Source organism: Mesorhizobium sp. M0077, from assembly GCF_040322955.1.
Classification (GTDB): Bacteria; Pseudomonadota; Alphaproteobacteria; order Rhizobiales; family Rhizobiaceae; genus Mesorhizobium.
Genome location: NZ_JAMYUL010000019.1, coordinates 74,397 through 91,925, shown reverse-complemented (window position 1 = coordinate 91,925; position 17,529 = coordinate 74,397). Strand labels below are relative to the sequence as shown.

Below are 17,529 nucleotides of genomic sequence, written 5' to 3'. Positions count from 1 at the left end.
TCGATGACCACCGCAAAGCCGCTCGCTCGCTACAGCGCTGTTGAGGGCGCGCTCGCGAGCGGCTTCGCTACCGCCGAGCTACACCACCTGTCGGGACGCGACCTGACCTGCTGGCGAGCGCCGGAAAATCAGCAGCCACGGTGCTCGCGCAGCACGCAATTCGACACGCCTGCAGAAATGATAGTCATGGGTGCTTACGGCAACCGAAGCTACGTGAGCGACTCTTCGGCGGCGTGACAGGATGGATATTGGGAGGCCGTCATTGCCGTTGTTTTTGGCTCGCTGACAAGTTCTGAGGTAGCACCAATGCTTTTCCGCTCTACTCCCCTGCCCTGATGCGAAGTCCGAAAAGGTGGCAGGAACGCGCAGGTTTCGCGAAGCTCCTGAGCAACTTGCAAGCGCCGTCGCGAAGAGCACTCCCCGGACGGCCCTAGGCCGCGCTTGGTGGTCTGCTCGCCGGTCGAGACCAACGACCCGGCAGAGCCCCAGGCGTCCTCAAGGCGCTCAAAACACCTATACTCGAGCTGGCGCCAAGTCGAGAAAGCGAGCGTTTCAGCGCGGCAGGCCGCGTTCGGACCGAAGCCGCATCGTGTTGTTGCTATCGCGATCCCTCACCCACTGGCCAGGAGCTGAACACCACAACGACCGTGCAGCGGCCAAGGCACCGACCTTCGAGTCGGGACGGTCGAGCTCTAGCCGCGGTCGGCGGGAATGGATCGCATAAACTTGGCATGGTCTGAAATGGAGAGTTCACCGGGTCGGCACATGCCGACACTTATCCCTGCCTTTTCCGCCATGATCATTATCTTCTCTGGCGAGGCTGAGTATGGCGAGCCGCAGCTGGACGGCTTCGTCATGAACAAATGCCATGGCGCCAGCGAGGATTGAATCGCGCAAGAGGGTAGGGCGCAGGCGGCGCTGGATCAGGATGGAGCGCCCCCCTGATCGCAAATGGCGAGATACGCTACCGCCTGAGCGGCTGGAACGGCCATACGCTCAAGCCGGTGGCGTGAAGCGGATGACGGTGAGGGGCCCAACGATAGCCAACGCTGTCCATCAGCCTCGTCCCTCGGCCCGAATGCATATTGAGTCGCCCGGGCTCCCCTTTTCTGCCGACACGGAACGCGTGATGTTTGTCCAAAACCTGACAGGGGCAGAAACATGTCGGGTTCATACAACCAGCCATCTTGGCATTTGGAGGTTTTTCTGACGATTCATGCGCGTGCTACCCGCTGAGCGCGCTGGCACGGCCTTTGCGGACTATGGTGCGGCAACACTGCGTAAAAGCTGACCGCACGCAGACGCGCCAAACGAGCGATGCTCTCCTTTTCCTGCCCGTGTGCCCCCCTCAAAACAGGGAAACAAGCTCGCGGTCGCGCAACCTGGGCAACAGCTTTGGAGAGCAGCATGGTACTGAAGATAAAGTCGCCGGCTCCTTGGCTCAAAGTAGACACCTGGCTGCGTGGCGAGCCCCTGACGAACTTCCAGCCCGGCAAAGTGTATATCGTCGAATTTTGGGCAACTTGGTGCGAACTGTGTGTGGCGGAGATGCTCGAGTTGATGCGGCTCCAGGAAAAATACAAAGTCGGCGGACTTGAGGTCGTCGCAGTCGCGGCTAATGAAGACGCACCAACCGCCGTTGAGGCTCGAACCAAGTTGGATGCGTGGTTGACCGAAAACTGCTCGCATCTGAACTATCGGATCGCGTTCGAACATACAGGTGAAATGACCAAGCTTTGGAGTAACCCCGGCTTTTCTCTTGGAATTCCGACCTCGTTCGTGATCGACCGAGATCGTAAGATCGCCTTCGTCGGTCATCCCGGTCAACTCGATGATGTTTTGCCGAAAGTGCTCAACGGCAGCTGGCGCACCGGGGATAAAGCTAAAGCCGCCGACACGGAGCGGATCGGCACAAGCGAGCCCATGGCGCGCGAACAAGCGTTGAAGGAGCCGGTCCATGACAGATTCTGGGCGGCGGTGAAGTTAGAAGATTGGACGACGGCGCTCTGGGCGATCGAAGAGGGCATCGCCTTGTTGCCTGACGACATCAACTTCCGCTTGGCTCATGCGCATGTGTTGCTTCACAAAATTGAAGACATGTGGACCGGCTTGCCCGTAATACGTCAATTGGTTCGCGACGCGATCGACAAAAACTCCGAGGACTGGATGGTGTCGGCGCTAGACCAACTTTTCCATGCGGCCAATGACCATTCGCGCCTTCCCCCTGCTGAGCGCTCCGCGATGGGCAAGGAGCTGTCCGAACACATCCTGGCGCTGAATCCCCCGCAAGGCGACAGCCCTAAGTTCCGGTCCTATCCCGCAGTTGCCCGGTACTATCACGAGAACGGAAGCAATGATCGCGCGCTCGAGTGGGTCGAACTGGCTCTGACTTCGCTGGACGGTCCGGATCCTATCCCGGCCGAATTGAAAGAGCAGCATCTACCGGATTTGCTGCAGGCCCTCGCCAAGTACGGGGGTGGGCAGGTTTGTTACGGCGGGGACGAAAGTCCGAAAGCTTCAACTGCGCGCGGCAGTCGCCAATATGAAATTGCGCGACCTTGCAGAGGATCTCCCGGGAAAATGGACGGATCGAGGAAGTAGCCGAGGAAAGTCGGCCGCTTTTGCCAAGTGGGCTGGTGCCAAGAGAGAACTCGCTGAAATGAGGGGTTTCGATGAGGAGCACATTCACCACCCGCGACGGCTTCGGATGGATGCCGGAATATCTCACCGCCATAGACGGCACGACCTGCATCGGCTGCGGCCGCTGTTTCAAAGTCTGCTCTCGCGAGGTCATGCATCTTTACGGCGTCGATGACGCGGGTGAACTGCTCGGCGCCTGCGACGGCGAAGACGACGATTTCGACGGCGAGCTCAATCGCATGATCATGGTCGTCGACTATGCCGGCCGCTGCATTGGCTGCGGAGCCTGCGGCCGCGTCTGCCCGAAGAACTGCCAGACTCATGTTGCGGCCGACCAGATCGCAGCATGATCTGAGGAGACAAAACCAGGAGAACCGCGATGCCCTTAAAACTCTTTTGTCGCGTCCTGGGACTGGTGCTGTGCAGCACCGCACTAATTGTCTACTTCGCTTCTCATTCCATCCGCACAGTAGCCGTCACGACGCTGGCTTGTTCGCTGCTCCTTCAGCTGGCGTATTTCGCAAGCGTGCTCTTTCTGATCTGGCGGTCTAGCTGCACTAGCAGAGCTGGCCACATGGCTGAGCATTCCGGCACTCGCGAGGAAGTTGGATCCGAGCCGCCAGCGACCAACGCCCAACCAGCTGCCTGATCAATAGATTAATGGGCCGCCCATTCTACCGACACAACACTGCATGTAGGCAACCGACACCTCCTGTCTGTCGGCTCCTCGACAATGTTAACAGCTCGGCTCCCACTTCACCCCATTTAAGTCATTGAACAAACTCAGAAATAGACTCGCCAACGCTCGCAGGGCGAAATTGGCACGACTTTTGAAGCTACCTTTATCAAGGGCAGGAGCTGCCAACATATTCGTGCCGTTGGTGACAGCGTCAATACGCTGCCGTTCCCTACCCCTCGCCAGTACACCACTATTGAATGGAGTTGTCTCTATGGCTCGACATCGTTCCGGTACAACCGCAGTGGCGGCACGCAACGAATATGAGATCGTCGGCGCAGACGTACCCGAAGAAATGTTATTCAAGGGCGACCTATTGGTGGCGTCCTTATCGGAATCGCCGCGCAGCGTGAACTCCATTTATTACTACGATGATGCAGGTTCCCGCCTGTTTGAACGTCTCTGCCGCGAGGAAACATATTACCTGTTCAGAACAGAAAAGGACATACTAGCCCAACATGCGACGTCGATTGCCGACATTACAGGTCCTATCTCCATCATTGAGCTGGGGTCTGGAAACGCCGAGAAAACGACTCTTTTATTTAGTGCATACGTGAAGGAGCACGGCCGCACTTTTTACGCTGCGGTTGACATCAATCGCTCGATCTTGGAGCGGGCGGCAGAGAACATTTTCTCTGTGACAACCGACCTGGACTTCTTAGGTATTGTCGGAACCTACCAGACCGGACTCGCGCAAGTAGCCAATTTAATTGGACCAAAGCTTTTAGTTTGCCTCGGCAGCACTATGGGGAACATGCACGATGACGAATTGCATGATCTCCTTCTATCCGCGCGATCGGCTTTGTCTCCTGGAGACTATTTTTTGGTCGGGATGGATTTGGACAAAGAAACCAAAATCCTAGAGGCGGCCTACAATAACCAAACGGCTATCCTGACAAACTTATGTGTCCTGCAACATTTGAACTGTCGATTCAATGGAGATTTTAATCTTTTCCAGTTTAGACACGTGGCATTCTATAATAAATCACTATATAGAATGGAGAGCCATCTCGAAGCAATGCAGGAGCAAACAATTAATTTAAAAAATCTGAATTTTTCCTTTCGCCTCGAGAAAGGAGAGATGATTAGGACGGAGATCATGCGGAAGGTCGAATTGTATGCTTTCCACAAGATTTTGGGTTTGTATAACTTCCGGCCGGTTCAGCATTGGACGGACTCAAGCCAGCACTATGCGGTTTCTCTGTGCCAACTCGGTGCAGAGCGGACAGGACTGGAATCGTGACCTGAAGAAAATACGATGAGAAAGAACATTGGATCCGTAGCCCAGACCTATTGTCGCCGTTATCTGATGGCGGAGAGCGGTGAGAAATACCTCGATTTTTCGCTGGGTGTGGGTCGTCGAACCATGGACACAACGACCATGAGATGCAGGCTGGTCTTCAAGGCTATATCTCGAACGATGGCATTGCTCTTGGGCTCGACCTCCGCACACGCGCCAAGCAGGACTTTATGACACACACAACGAAGGGTTGATCTTGCGTCCAAGATGGCTCGAATTCACTTCACCGGCCCACCGGCCCACCGGCCCACCGGCCCACCGGCCCACCGGCGCCATGCCGTGGAGGCTTACACCAAGCTCGCACGTAAGACGACTGGTCTCAACAACATGATCGCGTTTACCAGCGCTTTTCGAACTGTTCGCTCGGTGCGATAGCCCTTACGGCGAATTCTTACCACCGCGGAGCATCCGCCTGCATACTCCACGGCGTTAATCGCGTGATGGGGCTCAAGTGCGGCACGGCTGAATTGCTGCGAAAACAGTTGAGTGAGCCGTCCGGCGGGATAGACCGACTAGCCGCAGCGGGATAAATGCGCCAACACAACACTGGATCAAAGAAACAGAACAGATTGCCCGACGCCATGGCGGTTTGCTCGTAACCTCTCGTCGGGGTGCCGGTCGAAGACAGGTCGAAATCAGGGCCGTGGCGTTGATCCGCGTGTCGTTCGGGCTCGTCGACCAGCGGATCCGGGTCGCCTTCTGACGGCATTGCATTCGCCAACTTATGCGGTGTCCAATCTATTTAGGATGGGAGTGTTCCTGGAAAACCATCATCTTGGGAATTGGCCACATCACAGATTGTGCGAGGTTTAATATGATCACTTTTTCCGAATTTACCGGTTGCCTGACCTACGATGCCATTCCTGAGGAGATCCGTGCCGTTCTCAGGCGCAGTTTTGCAGACACGCTCGGCGTCGCGGTAGTGGGCGCGACCACAGAGATTTCGTCCATAGCCAGGAAGATCGCCGATCGGCTATGGCGCTCGTCACCTGAAGTTGGCTCAGCCAGAATGATTTTCGACGGGCGCCCGGTCAGCCCTGCGGGGGCGGCCTTCGCCGGCGCCTTCACCGTCGACTCGATCGATGGCCACGACAACAACAGCCCTTGCAAGGGTCACGCCGGCTCAGCGGTATTTCCTGCGCTGCTTGCCGTTGCCGATTCGCTCAGCGGCTCGGGCACTGCAATCTCAGGCAGAGAATTCATGGTTGCGCTGGCCGTCGCCTATGAGGTTGCCTACCGCGCCGGCCTGACGCTTCACGGGACCGTATCCGACTACCATACGTCAGGGGCGTGGACGGCAGTCGGTGTAGCTGCGGGTGTCTCCCGACTGCTGGGGCTCAGCCAGCAGCAGACGCGCCACGCAGCTGGCATTGCAGAATATCACGGGCCCCGCAGCCAAATGATGCGTTGCATCGATTTTCCAACCATGCTGCGTGACGGCGTCGGCTGGGGTGCGCCCTCAGGGGTCATGGCGGCCTATTTGGCCGAACTCGGCTTCACTGGCGCACCGGCGATCACGGCTGAGGGGGCCAGCGCGGAGCCGTGGTGGCGTGATCTCGGAGATGCTTGGCGCGTTGCCGAAGATACCTCATACAAACCTTATCCTGTCTGTCGCTGGGCCCATCCATCGATCGATGCCGCGCTCGACCTGATGCGTGACAACAACCTCACCAGTAAGGATGTCAGGCGCGTCCGCATCCAGACGTTCCATTATGCCGTTCGGCTTGCCGGTCACAACCCGAAGACGCTGGACGAAATGAGCTACTCGATCGCGTTTCCGGTTGCGACGATGATCGTGCGTGGCAAAATAGGGCCGCAGGAGCTCTTGCCGGAGGTTCTGCAGGATGAAGAAATCCGGCGCATCTCCAAGGCCACCGAGCTTGTCGAAACCGAGCACTACACCCGCATCAGCATCGGCAAGCGCTGGGCCGACGTGACGCTTTACCTAAAGGACGGCCGAGAAATCATGTCGGAGCCGCGCACACCGAAAGGCGATCGCGACGATCCCATGACAGCGGAAGAGTTGCACACCAAATATGTCAATTTCACCACCGGTTTGATCGGCAAGGGCCGGGCCGACGAGATGGAGGTGATGGCGTTGTCATTTGATAGACTAAACAGTGAGGGGCTTAGCCGTCTGATTAGCATGGTCGTTGCGCCACTCGATCGCGATCTCGCCCCGGCCCCGTAACGTTAACTGAAGGCTGACGGAATTGGTCCGCGCGGCGGCGCCGACCACCGCGGATTGTCATCGGTGCCGTAGTGGCCTTCGCGCTGGGCTGGGATGACGAGGACGATCTCTTTGAAGTTGGATAGGCGATGGCATAGGCCCATTCGCGCAGCGCCGTTTGGATGAAGCGCTCGGCCTTGCCATTGGTCTTGGGCGTATAGGGCCTTGTCCTGACGTGCTTGAGACCGAGATCACGGCAGGCCCTGGCGAAGGCCTTCGATCTGTAGCAGGAGCCGTTGTCGGTCATGGCGCGGGCGATCGCGACGCCGAGGCTTGCGTAATAGGCAACCGCCGCCTTGAGGAAGGCGATGGCGCTCTCCTTTTTCTCGTCGGGCAGGAACTGCGAGAAGGCGATGCGGGAGGCGTCGTCGATGCAGACATGGACGAACTCCCAGCCAGCGCCACGGGACTTGCCCTTTTGCGGATCGCCGGTGATGCGATGGCCGATCTGGCTGAAGCGACCGAGCTTCTTGATGTCGATATGGATCATCTCGCCGGGATGCTCGCGCTCGTAGCGTCGGATCGGCTCGGCCGGTTCGATGTCGCTCAGCCGCGACAGTCCGGCACGCTTGAGAACCCGGCTGACGGTAGCGGGCGAGACGCCGACCTCATGGGCGATGTGCTTGCCGGTCCAGCGTTGCCGCCGCAACGCAACGATGCGCTCGGCGATCGACGCAGCGGTGGCCTGTGGCATATGGGCGGGCCGCGAGGAACGGTCGATCATGCCTGCCCGCCCTTCGGCCTTATAGCGCTCGACCCGGCGCGCCACGATCTTGGCCGACACGCCGTAAACGCGCGCCGCATGGGCTTGGGGAAAAGCCCCTTTTATCACCGACAGCGCCATCTCCTCTCGACGCAGCGGCGTGAGACGGGCATTCTTGTGGATGTTCATTCGGACCCCCCGGTTGAGTGCTGAAGCCTGGTAACTCCAGTCTCCTCCGTTCGGTCCGAATGGACAACCTCCCGAAAGCTCACAGCTGGTCGAGCTTGGCGCCGTGCGCGGACAGTCGGGCGCCCAGGCTTTCTGCATCTTCGGGCTGTGACGACGGTGGCAGAGAGTGCGCGTAGGAGAAGGGGAGGGTGAAAGGAGTCGACAGCCGGCCCGAGAGCTCAATCACCTGCCGCCGGAAGCACGGTAGCGTGAATGGATGGTGCGTCGCGTCGAGGCAACCATCTTCGCCACCACGAACCGGCGGGAGCCGCCGTCGTGCATGATCTCGAGGCGTCGTCTGGACTAACGCAGACGACGATCTTTTTGCGGGCAAGCCCCTTCGCGGTATCGGTCGGGTCGACAATGAACAGTACCGTCAAAGCCTGAGACGGCGTGCGAACCTCCTCGCGGCAAATTGCGCCGTCCGGATCCTTATGATTCGCGAGGGGCGGTGCATACCCTTCGGATTGCGGGGCCTTGCCGAAGCTGCGTTGAAGTCCGCTAAGATGGCGCGGCATTATTCTCGCCCTCACCGAGCACCGCACCCCGCCGGTGCGGCCCGTGAGGATCGACTTGTCCCATCCGAGCGCCCCGCGCCTTTGATTGCACGAAAGCGGGGCGCACCAATCTCAGGTCCAGAACGTGACGTCAGCCTCGCCCATTCCATTGGCTGCGTTGGCGCCTGAGATATCGGGTGCGCGCAGCCGGCAGGTTACATGGATCAGGGTTCGATCAGGCAGAACGACGGCATGCAAACAGGGCGCATCGAGTACATGCAATGAATAAACTTCTGTTAAACCTCTGACACTTATCTGCAAGGTCTGAATAAAAGCAGAACACTATATAACACTCGAGGCCAAATCTGATCGATTGCCGGTATTGACCGGTTCAGGATCCGTCGTTAGCTTTGCGACGGCGCCTCTTGTAGTGAAATCCATATGGATATGGATTTGCATTGTCAAAAGCGTACAGGATTTACGGAGAGCAAATTGGCCAGGAAATAAACGCGAACTGACAAATGACCATCCCCTTGGAGAAGCAGAATCACGCATAATCCAGGCAAGCAGGAACTTTCACGGTTCCAACACAACATGCTGTCAAAGCCAACCAATATAAATCCCAGTAAATGTCACGGCGGACGCAGCGGAACTACAATGAATGCTAGTGCTGCTCTCAATAATTCCGTCGATTGTGCGGTCGAACCTCCGCAATTATGGAGCCACTCATGTTGTTGACGAAAGAAAATTTCACGGGCGCCGCCTGGGACGACTGGAAATTCCATACACGCAATTTAATCAGGACCAAGGACAGGCTCGCGCAATGGGTTACCCTGAGCGACGATGATGTGACAGCGATTGATGCGGTCAAGGGTACCTACCGGTGGATGGTCACTCCCTACTATGCGTCATTGATGTCGAAGACGGATGACAAATGTCCGATTCGCCTGCAAGCCATACCTCATCGCGATGAAATGAATACCGATGTGGGTTCGGACGTCGATCCCGTCGGTGACGCGACATTCATTAAGACGAGACGTGTTATACACAAATACCCGAATAGGGTGGTTTTTTTGGTTTCAGATACGTGTCCTGTTTATTGCCGTTTTTGTACCAGAAAGTACCACACAGCGAGTGAGAAAGGCACATACTATAATACGGCTTATGATGCCGCATATGATCCCGATTTTGAGTATATAGGCCAACATAAGGAAATATCCGACGTTCTATTGACAGGTGGCGATCCACTAATACTGAATGATGAAAAACTAGAGCAAATAATAAGTACGTTGCGTTCTATACCGCACGTCAAAATAATAAGGATCGGCTCCCGTTACCCGGTCTTTTTGCCGCAGCGAATCACCGATGGGCTATGCAGCATGCTGGATAGGTATCGGCCCATATGGCTTAGCACGCACTTTAATCACCCGATCGAAGTGTCTGCAGAGGCTGCCAAGGCCTGCGACCGCCTCCTTCGGCACGGAATTCCCGTGCAAAATCAGACCGTCCTACTGAAGGGTGTTAATGACAATCTTGACACACTGAAGGCGCTCTTTCGCAGGCTTATCGAAATACGGGTAAGGCCTTATTATCTCTACCATTGTGATCGTGTGACTGGCGTGTCCCATTTCGTGACTGGTCTCGAGCAAGGCCAAGAGATTGTTGATGGCCTTGTCGGGTTCGAAACGGGTTTTTCTGTGCCGAGCTATGTGGTTACTACCAAACTTGGAAAGATTCCTGCTCAAAGGCCCTCTCTATTCCGGCGCGGCGATCGGACTTATGTGAGAAACTACAACATGGAGGTGGACGATATAACTGACTACCTCATCTGAAAAAGCCATAGTTATCCTGTCACATAAATTAACAGCGGTTGGAAAGGCTGGCAAATGTCCGTGGTTACGCTAACCCGTCCACCAGATCTGGCGAGATCCTACGAAGAGGTGGATAGGGACCTGCGCTATGGCAGAGTTGAGATCGTCGCTACCATTCCAGCTTTGGAGGCCAAACATGCGCATTGCATGCATGTTGGTGGGTTGAGCCGTGCTCAGCAAAAAAGCAGCGGCGCGAAGGGAGATTCTTCCCAATCATCCTGATCTAGGAAGCCGGGCTTCACGGCTTCTAGATCCATCGCGTGCTGCAGGCCGAAGGAATCGAAAGCCATGTCGGCTATCCGACATCGATTGCCACTTCGCGAGCCACCGGCGGGGCAAGGACCGACAAGGTCGACGTCGAGGCGCTGGTTCGGGCTGCCCCCACGAGCGGGCGAGCCATGGGGGTGTGCTATGTGTCCGGGCCGACACCGGCGCCGTCTCTCGCGTGAGAGCAAAGTATTGAGCGGATCAGCCACGTCAATCGCGTCATGGGCCTGCTGTTCAGCCAAGGCGTGTAACGCACGGGCGGCTGCGCCGCGACCGGCGTAAGCATTCTGGAGGAATTTAAGACCGGCGACGGGGACCATTGTCCGGCCATTAGAAGGTGCAGATCGGCCATGAACTCGATCGGCTGGAATTTGTTCAGTAACAGCAAGACAGTGGAAGCCGCGCTATGCCATTCTTGGTGACGTTGAGGTGGTCTCGCCGGCGCCTGCGATACTGCTTAGCCTGAAAGGCATGGGGGCAGGGTCGCTGCTGTCGTATGGTCGAAAGGGCTTTCCCGCTGGCTGCGGCGACCGCACGGGGTCGCCAGACCTGAGAACCACGGGTTTCGGATGGCTTGGATCCTCAACCAGTCAATCGCTCGCGAACTAACCGTCTTGCCTGCAAGTGCGTTCAAAAGGTATCCTATCGGCTAACTCCATCGACACCGCCGGTCGACACACTGCTGAAGCTCCATCCGGCCGTGACCACGTTGACATAGCTAGCTTTAAGCAATCGCATCAGGAGGAAACATGATGGAGACCAGCCTGCGCCCGGTACGCCAGACAAACGGCCGGGAGTTCGTGTGTAGCGAACACGGTGTTCTTCAGGAGGTCGCGCTTTGTCGCCCCATCTACTACGACTGGGCTGCCGAGAACGCGATCGTTGAGCAGTCGAAGTCTTCAGGCGCGTTAGTCGACGTGGACGCCGCCATTTCCCAACACCAGGAACTGGTCGCGGCGCTCGAGGCAGAGGGGGTGACATGCCACTTCCTCGAGCCCGATGAATATTTGCCGATGCAGACGTTCGCCCGCGATAGCGGGATCATGACTCCGTGGGGCATGCTGATCGCACAGATGGCCCGACCGGAACGACGCGGCGAATGGGGCGCTATCGAAGATCTCGCCTCTCATCTTGAGCTGCCCATCTGGAAACGCGTTACGGCGGCTCCGGTCGAGGGTGGCGATGTCCAGGTCCTCCGAGAGGGGGAGATTATTATCGGTGTAAATGAGGTCCGGACCTTCTCAAAAGGTGCGGACCAAGTCGCACGCTGGGTGGGGGGCGAGGGCTGGAGTGTGCGCAAGATCCGCGTTCCAGCCCATTTCCTCCATCTCGATGTGCTTTTCAGCGTGCTGACCGGGCAGCTTGCGCTATGCGCAACCGACATTCTGGATGCTGCTGATGTCGAGTGGCTTTCACACAGGTACGAACTTATTCATGTGAGCTACAGCGATGTGATGCGGATGGGCTGCAACGTTACCGCGCTCGGCAACGACGTTGTACTGTCTGCCAAACAGCAGCCCGAAATCAACGCGCGGATTCGTGCCAACGGACTTAAGGTGCTGGAGCCGGATCTACAACAGTTCGTGCTCGAAGGCGGCTCGACACACTGTCTAACCATGCCGCTAAGAAGAGGTTTGTGATGCCTAATGCCGCGACTGCGGTGCGGCAATCAACCTGGGCGAACCTCACCTTGGTTGATCGATGTGATGGAACGGCCCGCTACGATAGCATCCAGGTGCTAGAACTCGGTCATTGATGTTAACGCCACAAAGCAGGAGCCGTTCCGTAAAGCAGATTACCACCATTGGGTTAGATTTGGCCAAGCAGTTCTTTCAGGTTCAAACCGCCGACGCAGAGGCTCTCCTGAACCGCAAGCTCCGCCGGGTCGAAGTGCATGGGTTTTTCGCCAACCCGCATGCCTGGTTGGATCGAAGTTGATGTCGGGCGACGTACCGTGCGCTGAAGGAACAGGGGCGCAAGAACGCACTTCTGATCCTGGCATCGAAGACCGGCGAGTTGAGGTTCGTGACGATCCGGATGGTGAGTCCAGAAGAACCTACAGTACTCTGACTTTCAAAGAGGGATGCACGGCTACGGGGCCGCCCTTTTTCTTGCCTGCCAGTCTTTGCGCGAGAGCCTGTAGAGTACGTGGCGCTTGAGTTGCGGATGCGTGTGCGGAACGCGGGGATGGTCAAAGTCGCTGGAAAGATCGTGGCTCATGCCAAGACGTTCCATCACCGCCGTCGAGCGAACATTGTTCCACACTGCGAAAGACATGATCTCGTCGAGGCCGAGCGTTTCAAATCCGTAGGCTAGCCAGGCTTCCGCCGCCTCGGTGACATAGCCTTTGCCCCAGTATTCAGGCGCCAGTCGCCAGCCTATCTCAACGGCGCCAGCCAGCGCTGCAGGTTCGATGTCGGCGACACCTAGCCCAACGAAGCCGATGCACTCGCCGGAAGCTGCAATCTCGACGGCGGACCAGCCGAATCCATCGCGGTCAATTACGTCCCGCATTTCGTCCATCGTGGCGTCAGACTGGGGGCCGTCGCGGCGCAAAGGAAAGAATTCCATGACACGCTCGTCGGAATTGATCCGGCGGAAGAGCCTGCGATCCCGGTCCTGCCAGTTGCGCAGTATCAGACGTTCGGTACGTATCGGCGTCATTTAAAAATTATCTTCCGGCGGACATCATAAAGATGCATAACCTCGCGCGAGCAGACCCTGAAGCAGCGGCCGCAGCTGATGCAGGGCGTGCCGTCGATTTTGATCAGATACGTCCGCATCCACTCGACCGCCGTCGCGGATGGTGAAACCCGTCTCATTGCGAATTCTGCGACGCAGCGAACTTTCTTGCAGTTGCTGAGCGCACGTCGTGCCGACGCCATGCTGAAGCTGAATCCTGAGGTTCCCCACGGGCCGTTTCGTGGCCAGAGGTTCAGCAAGCTCTTTGTGGATGTGAAAGCCGCCCAGCATGATCCAGCTCGCTATAAAGTTTATGTAGAAGGAGCTCGTCACTATGCGACGGCGGCCTTAGGATTAGCCGTGGCGTTTCCAGGATATACATAAGCAGCTTCCTTTTTCCGAGCCGGAACTCATAACTGAGTGGCGCCGACAATAAACGTGGCGCTATGATCCCCTAGAATGCGCGTTCCTTGGATGAAAGTTTTTGGAAGTTCTGCAATAATCTCGTTAAGTACGAGAACGACGCAATTACCCCCCCTTTGGGTATGGCACAGTGCGTCGGCACTCGTCGTGGATGTCCGAGTACGCGGGGAGCCCTGCCAATCTTTCTGACCCTCGGCCAATTGGCATCGGGCTGCGCCCGCTGGTGCTGTCAAATTGGAGCAGATTGAGGTAGCAGCGCGCCCATGACCGTGAGTGCACTGACCTACCAAGATGGAAGGTTGCCGCCCTCCCGCAGACGGTACCGCAATGTGCCAAGTGGGACGTCCAGTCGCGTGGATTTCTGTTTCACAAGAGGGAATTGCCTGAGGAAACCGGCTGTTACATCAGCCGTTCCTACCGGACATGCGGAGCCGATAACGGCATGGTGTGAAGCTCTGCCGCTAACGTAGCCGCCGCATATCCGGAACGTCGAGCCGACAGGGTCCAAAAAGTGGATCGCAGCACCCGCCAACCGCAACCCGATCGCATAAGGTAGCGCAAGGCGTTGATCACCTACGGGAAATCAACCTCGCGCGGACGCGCGCGACGCCCCAGGCTCGGGCGTCAGGGGTGCGAACTGCTCCCACTCCTCGTCCGTCAAGTCAGACGGGTAGCGCTTGGTGTTCTTGGCAATCTGGGCTATCCGCCCACGACTCTGCTCCCTCATGTCGATGCCCCCACACCGACCCACCCCGGCTATCATGCGGGCCGACCACTTGGAGCGACAAAGGAGAATTCACGTTAAAGATCACGACTGTTGGACTGGATCTGGCCAAAAGGTGTTCCAGGCTCATGGCATTGATGAGACAGGTGCTAGGCGTTGTTTAAGCGGCTTCACCGAAAGCAGATTCCCACCCTGCCTGATCGGAGTGGAGGCATGCGGAACGCCGCAATACTCCGCTCGCATCCTCACCACCAGGGGAGACGAGGTTCGCCTCATTCCCTGGTCTTGCGTGAAAACGTGGCAAGAAATACGCGCTCGGTGCCGGAGGTGCAACGCTCGACGATGCGTTTCGTGCCGCTGAAGACGATGGAGCAGCAGAGCTTCGCATGACCCATCGCGCCTGATCTTGCTCGTGCGCCAAACGCACCATGATCGCCAATGACTTGCGCGCACATCTGGCCGAAGTCGGTCTTGTCGCAAATCCCTGAATCGCCAAGAAGCGAGGTGGCGCCCGCCACCAGCGTGCTTTGTAAGTCTCCAATGCCCACAAGCCGTGCCTTCTCTTGGTCCGACCGATGCGGCTCGCGTCGGGGGCGGCACAGGCACCGCTTTCAAAATCTCGAAAGTTCGATGATGGCTCAAACTGTCGGTTATGTAATTCACTGGGCGGACGCGACCGAGTTCCGCTTTGGAAAGGAGCCTGCCGCGCTAGCGGCGTAAGCCGTCTCGAACACCGAATGAGAAGCAGAGCTTTCGCCGAACGTGCGATGCCCGGTACGTTCCGCGGGACGATGGGCGAGGCGATCCCGTAAAGAGGCCCGAACCTGCCAGCCAAAACTGGGGCAAGCTCGTGAAGCAGATTGAGGGGGCTTCTCGCTCTCCCGGCCCATCATGCGGCGGCCAAGTACTGACCGCAAAAACAAGCCAGTGACCCACTGAACGGTCCAGAAAGAGGAGTCTTGACCAAAGTGACTTCATCACAGACGTCTCTTAGATATTAGCCTTTGCTGCGGCTAAGAGCGCTGACCCGCTTGGCTCCCAACGAACAATTCGGCTCTTTGTTGCTCTACAGTAAGAGTTTTCTCAAGTCGGGCGTAAATCAGAAACACTTTCATAATCTGCTATGTTAACCTGAAACTAACGAGTTTGGGAGGGCGAGGAGCTATGATGGAGACGGGGTAGCTCTTGAGAAACATATGTAGCCGCAAGGTGCCTGAAAGCAATCAGCGTTTTCAATTCGCAGGTGCTGCCGGAAAAAGCATGAGCCGCACTGACGTCAACAGGAACAACTCGGATGGCTTGTCGGAGAAATCCCACCACAGCCGGCCGATGAGTCTAAGCGATTACGTTGAGTACGATGCGCGGGCGAAGGGACCCCATGGAGCCTAAGCAGTTGGCCCGCGAGCCGCACGACCAAGTCAATCGATTGCGCCGTGAAAGAGTTCTGTGGTGCTACGCGGCCTATTTGGGAAACTATGGCGTTGTTTCTGACCTCAATGTTGTTTCTGACTCAATATTCATTATTCATTCGAGCGAATTGGCTTGGCGACCTTCGGACTTCGCACTCTTCCTGAGTCCTATAACAACCTGAATTTTGTAAAGGCGCCCACCGCATGACTGCCTCCGCGATCCCCAATCCTGATTTGATTACCCTGTTCGACAACAAGGCGCGCTGGAATTTGCCCGACCACCGCCGCCACGGCTTCCATAATTTCCACACAACGATGCTCTATTCGATGTCGCTGCGCGCTCCCCGCGTCCTGCCGCTCAGGAAGGAGATCGACTGGACCATAGGCGAGCGTCCCGGCGTCGCACGCTTCCTCGCTATGCCGCATTTTTCAGCCTTCGTCGTGGTGCGCGATGATCGCGTCCTCTACGAAGCCTATGCACCGGATTTCGGAGCCGAGAAGCCGCATCCTATATGTTCTATCACCAAGACGACACTCAATCTCATGCTCGGCCGCGCAGTGGCCGACGGCTTCGTCAATCTAGACGAGCGGGTCGACAGCTATCTGCCGGAGATCGGTACGGGCTACGCCGGGGCGACCGTCAGGGCGGTCGCCGACATGAACGTCGCCAACGACTTCACTGAGGATTATACCGACCCACACGCAAGCGTCTACAACTTGGATGCCGCCTACGGATGGCGCCTGCCGCAGGAGGGTCAGAAGGAGGAGACGCCCCGTTCTTTCCTCTGCGGCATTGGCAGCAACGATAATATAAATCGCACCGGCCACGTGCTCTACAAGTCGGCCAACAGCGACGTCATTGGCTGGATCGTTGAGCGAGCCAGCGGCCGGCCGCTGCGCGACTGGCTGATCGAAATCGTTGAGGCCGCTGGCATCGAGGGCTGCTTCCATATGAGCTGCGACCGCGAAGGTGTGCCGATGGTCTCCGGTGGCGCCTGTCTCACCGCCCGCGATCTCGCACGATATGGTCTGCTCTTTGCGCGCAAGGGCGAGGGTATCGACGGCCGTCGCGTCGGCGATGCCGCCTTCATCGAGGAGACCCGCCGCAATCCCGGGCCTACATTTACGAAGCCGCTCGACTGGTTCCATTATAGCCGTCAAACGTACACCGACGGCACGTGGTTCGGACATAGTGGCTATGGTGGGCAATATATGTTCGCGAACCCTGACACCGGCACCGTCGTTGTCTATCTCGGAGTCCTCGAGAACAGAGCCGCCGCCGACCCCGAATTTGGGGCCGCTTTGATGAAGGTGGCAACCGATCTTGTGGCCGAAAAATAAACTAGGCGCCGGCAGCCGGCAATCCAACGTTGCGTCTAGCTGCGCTCGAGTTAACGCTTTGCCGTCGTCACCGGGGTTGGTGATGACTCCTCCTCACGGCATTCGGCCAAGGTGGCCGGATCAGGGGCTGGGATCGGAGCCCTCCTCGCCACAGTGTCACAACGTGCAACTCTCAATAGTACGGGCATCATTCCTCTCACTAAAACACGATCATGAGCGTTACCCCGGTTCCCCACCCTCCCAGGGCAGGTTGGCTGTCGTCGAACATGCTTCGACGACAGCCTCTTTAGGCGAACTTGCAATTCGCGCGTGTCACGATCTCGTGCCTGCACGTTGCAAATGTCTTTGCAGATCTTCTCCGCAGCCCGAAACCTCTCTCATGATGGCACCTCGATGATGGTGCTGACGCATCAACCGATCGTAGACACCGCACATCTTGAAAACAACGTCGAGGGTCAACTCAAAGGGGCGGTAATTC

General features: G+C 57.3%; 13 protein-coding genes and 5 pseudogenes. 12 read left to right on the top strand and 6 right to left on the bottom strand.

The genetic code is table 11. The annotated features are described in order from the left end of the window. Positions 1-104: 104 nt before the first annotated feature. The 8 genes and pseudogenes from NKJ57_RS30960 to NKJ57_RS27380 form a co-directional block, all read left to right on the top strand. Positions 105-286: pseudogene (locus tag NKJ57_RS30960) on the top strand (universal stress protein); the annotation flags it as partial. Positions 287-765: 479 nt separating this feature from the next. Further along, positions 766-888: a hypothetical protein gene (locus tag NKJ57_RS27410; protein ID WP_352513434.1), complete on the top strand. Its 123-nt coding sequence runs from the start codon at positions 766-768 to the stop codon at positions 886-888. A gap of 519 nt (positions 889-1,407) precedes the next feature. Continuing rightward, a complete protein-coding gene (locus NKJ57_RS27405) occupies positions 1,408-2,601 on the top strand; it encodes a TlpA disulfide reductase family protein (RefSeq protein ID WP_352513432.1) in 1,194 nt (397 codons plus the stop codon). Beyond that, complete coding sequence (locus NKJ57_RS27400) at positions 2,543-2,815, top strand: hypothetical protein (protein WP_352513430.1); 273 nt, start codon at positions 2,543-2,545, stop codon at positions 2,813-2,815. Before NKJ57_RS27405 ends, NKJ57_RS27400 begins: the two co-directional genes overlap by 59 nt. Continuing rightward, on the top strand, positions 2,712-2,990 hold the full coding sequence (gene fdxB / locus NKJ57_RS27395; protein ID WP_352513428.1) for a ferredoxin III, nif-specific: 279 nt from the start codon (positions 2,712-2,714) through the stop codon (positions 2,988-2,990). The genes NKJ57_RS27400 and fdxB overlap by 104 nt, the downstream gene beginning before the upstream one ends. A gap of 29 nt (positions 2,991-3,019) precedes the next feature. Then, positions 3,020-3,289 (top strand): exopolysaccharide production repressor protein, encoded by a 270-nt coding sequence (locus NKJ57_RS27390; RefSeq protein ID WP_352513426.1) that lies wholly within the window; start codon positions 3,020-3,022, stop codon positions 3,287-3,289. Between the two features lie 301 nt (positions 3,290-3,590). Next, positions 3,591-4,619 (top strand): L-histidine N(alpha)-methyltransferase, encoded by a 1,029-nt coding sequence (locus NKJ57_RS27385; RefSeq protein ID WP_352513424.1) that lies wholly within the window; start codon positions 3,591-3,593, stop codon positions 4,617-4,619. 871 nt (positions 4,620-5,490) lie between these two features. Next, on the top strand, positions 5,491-6,867 hold the full coding sequence (locus NKJ57_RS27380; RefSeq protein ID WP_352513422.1) for an MmgE/PrpD family protein: 1,377 nt from the start codon (positions 5,491-5,493) through the stop codon (positions 6,865-6,867). A 112-nt stretch (positions 6,868-6,979) separates the two neighbouring features. On the opposite strand, the pseudogene NKJ57_RS27375 reads toward NKJ57_RS27380, so the two are convergent. Together NKJ57_RS27375 and NKJ57_RS27370 are read right to left on the bottom strand one after the other, a co-directional pair. After that, positions 6,980-7,798, bottom strand: a pseudogene (locus tag NKJ57_RS27375) (IS481 family transposase); the annotation flags it as partial. Between the two features lie 252 nt (positions 7,799-8,050). Then, a pseudogene (locus NKJ57_RS27370) lies at positions 8,051-8,342 on the bottom strand (ISNCY family transposase); the annotation flags it as partial. Between the two features lie 720 nt (positions 8,343-9,062). Here NKJ57_RS27370 and blsG point away from each other — a divergent pair. After that, positions 9,063-10,166: an arginine 2,3-aminomutase gene (blsG, locus tag NKJ57_RS27365; protein ID WP_352513420.1), complete on the top strand. Its 1,104-nt coding sequence runs from the start codon at positions 9,063-9,065 to the stop codon at positions 10,164-10,166. 1,055 nt (positions 10,167-11,221) lie between these two features. After that, positions 11,222-12,112, top strand: coding sequence for a dimethylarginine dimethylaminohydrolase family protein (locus NKJ57_RS27360; RefSeq protein ID WP_352513418.1), 891 nt, complete (start codon positions 11,222-11,224; stop codon positions 12,110-12,112). A 451-nt stretch (positions 12,113-12,563) separates the two neighbouring features. Here NKJ57_RS27360 and NKJ57_RS27355 read toward each other — a convergent pair whose 3' ends face one another. Then, complete coding sequence (locus NKJ57_RS27355; protein WP_352513416.1) at positions 12,564-13,136, bottom strand: GNAT family N-acetyltransferase; 573 nt, start codon at positions 13,134-13,136, stop codon at positions 12,564-12,566. Positions 13,137-13,156: 20 nt separating this feature from the next. Then, a pseudogene (locus NKJ57_RS27350) lies at positions 13,157-13,255 on the bottom strand (ferredoxin III, nif-specific); the annotation flags it as partial. Here NKJ57_RS27350 and NKJ57_RS27345 point away from each other — a divergent pair. Then, positions 13,215-13,538 (top strand): hypothetical protein, encoded by a 324-nt coding sequence (locus tag NKJ57_RS27345; protein WP_352513452.1) that lies wholly within the window; start codon positions 13,215-13,217, stop codon positions 13,536-13,538. The pseudogene NKJ57_RS27350 and the gene NKJ57_RS27345 overlap by 41 nt on opposite strands. Before the next feature lie 615 nt (positions 13,539-14,153). Here the strand turns inward: NKJ57_RS27345 and NKJ57_RS27340 are convergent. After that, positions 14,154-14,304, bottom strand: a pseudogene (locus NKJ57_RS27340) (transposase); the annotation flags it as partial. Between the two features lie 269 nt (positions 14,305-14,573). Beyond that, positions 14,574-14,849: a hypothetical protein gene (locus NKJ57_RS27335; protein ID WP_352513414.1), complete on the bottom strand. Its 276-nt coding sequence runs from the start codon at positions 14,847-14,849 to the stop codon at positions 14,574-14,576. Positions 14,850-15,914: 1,065 nt separating this feature from the next. On the opposite strand from NKJ57_RS27335, the gene NKJ57_RS27330 reads away from it, so the two are divergent. Beyond that, entirely contained in the window at positions 15,915-17,051 is a 1,137-nt protein-coding gene (locus NKJ57_RS27330; protein ID WP_352513412.1) for a serine hydrolase domain-containing protein, read from the top strand. Positions 17,052-17,529 lie beyond the last annotated feature (478 nt).

Excerpts from the sequence above, each read along its gene's own strand:
- NKJ57_RS27380 (WP_352513422.1), top strand. The coding sequence starts at position 5,491 with ATGATCACTTTTTCCGAATTTACCGGTTGCCTGACCTACGATGCCATT.
- NKJ57_RS27345 (WP_352513452.1), top strand. The coding sequence starts at position 13,215 with ATGCAGGGCGTGCCGTCGATTTTGATCAGATACGTCCGCATCCACTCG.
- NKJ57_RS27410 (WP_352513434.1), top strand. The coding sequence starts at position 766 with ATGCCGACACTTATCCCTGCCTTTTCCGCCATGATCATTATCTTCTCT.
- NKJ57_RS27390 (WP_352513426.1), top strand. The coding sequence starts at position 3,020 with ATGCCCTTAAAACTCTTTTGTCGCGTCCTGGGACTGGTGCTGTGCAGC.
- NKJ57_RS27355 (WP_352513416.1), bottom strand. The coding sequence starts at position 13,136 with ATGACGCCGATACGTACCGAACGTCTGATACTGCGCAACTGGCAGGAC.
- NKJ57_RS27405 (WP_352513432.1), top strand. The coding sequence starts at position 1,408 with ATGGTACTGAAGATAAAGTCGCCGGCTCCTTGGCTCAAAGTAGACACC.
- NKJ57_RS27400 (WP_352513430.1), top strand. The coding sequence starts at position 2,543 with ATGAAATTGCGCGACCTTGCAGAGGATCTCCCGGGAAAATGGACGGAT.
- fdxB (WP_352513428.1), top strand. The coding sequence starts at position 2,712 with ATGCCGGAATATCTCACCGCCATAGACGGCACGACCTGCATCGGCTGC.
- blsG (WP_352513420.1), top strand. The coding sequence starts at position 9,063 with ATGTTGTTGACGAAAGAAAATTTCACGGGCGCCGCCTGGGACGACTGG.
- NKJ57_RS27360 (WP_352513418.1), top strand. The coding sequence starts at position 11,222 with ATGATGGAGACCAGCCTGCGCCCGGTACGCCAGACAAACGGCCGGGAG.
- NKJ57_RS27385 (WP_352513424.1), top strand. The coding sequence starts at position 3,591 with ATGGCTCGACATCGTTCCGGTACAACCGCAGTGGCGGCACGCAACGAA.
- NKJ57_RS27330 (WP_352513412.1), top strand. The coding sequence starts at position 15,915 with ATGACTGCCTCCGCGATCCCCAATCCTGATTTGATTACCCTGTTCGAC.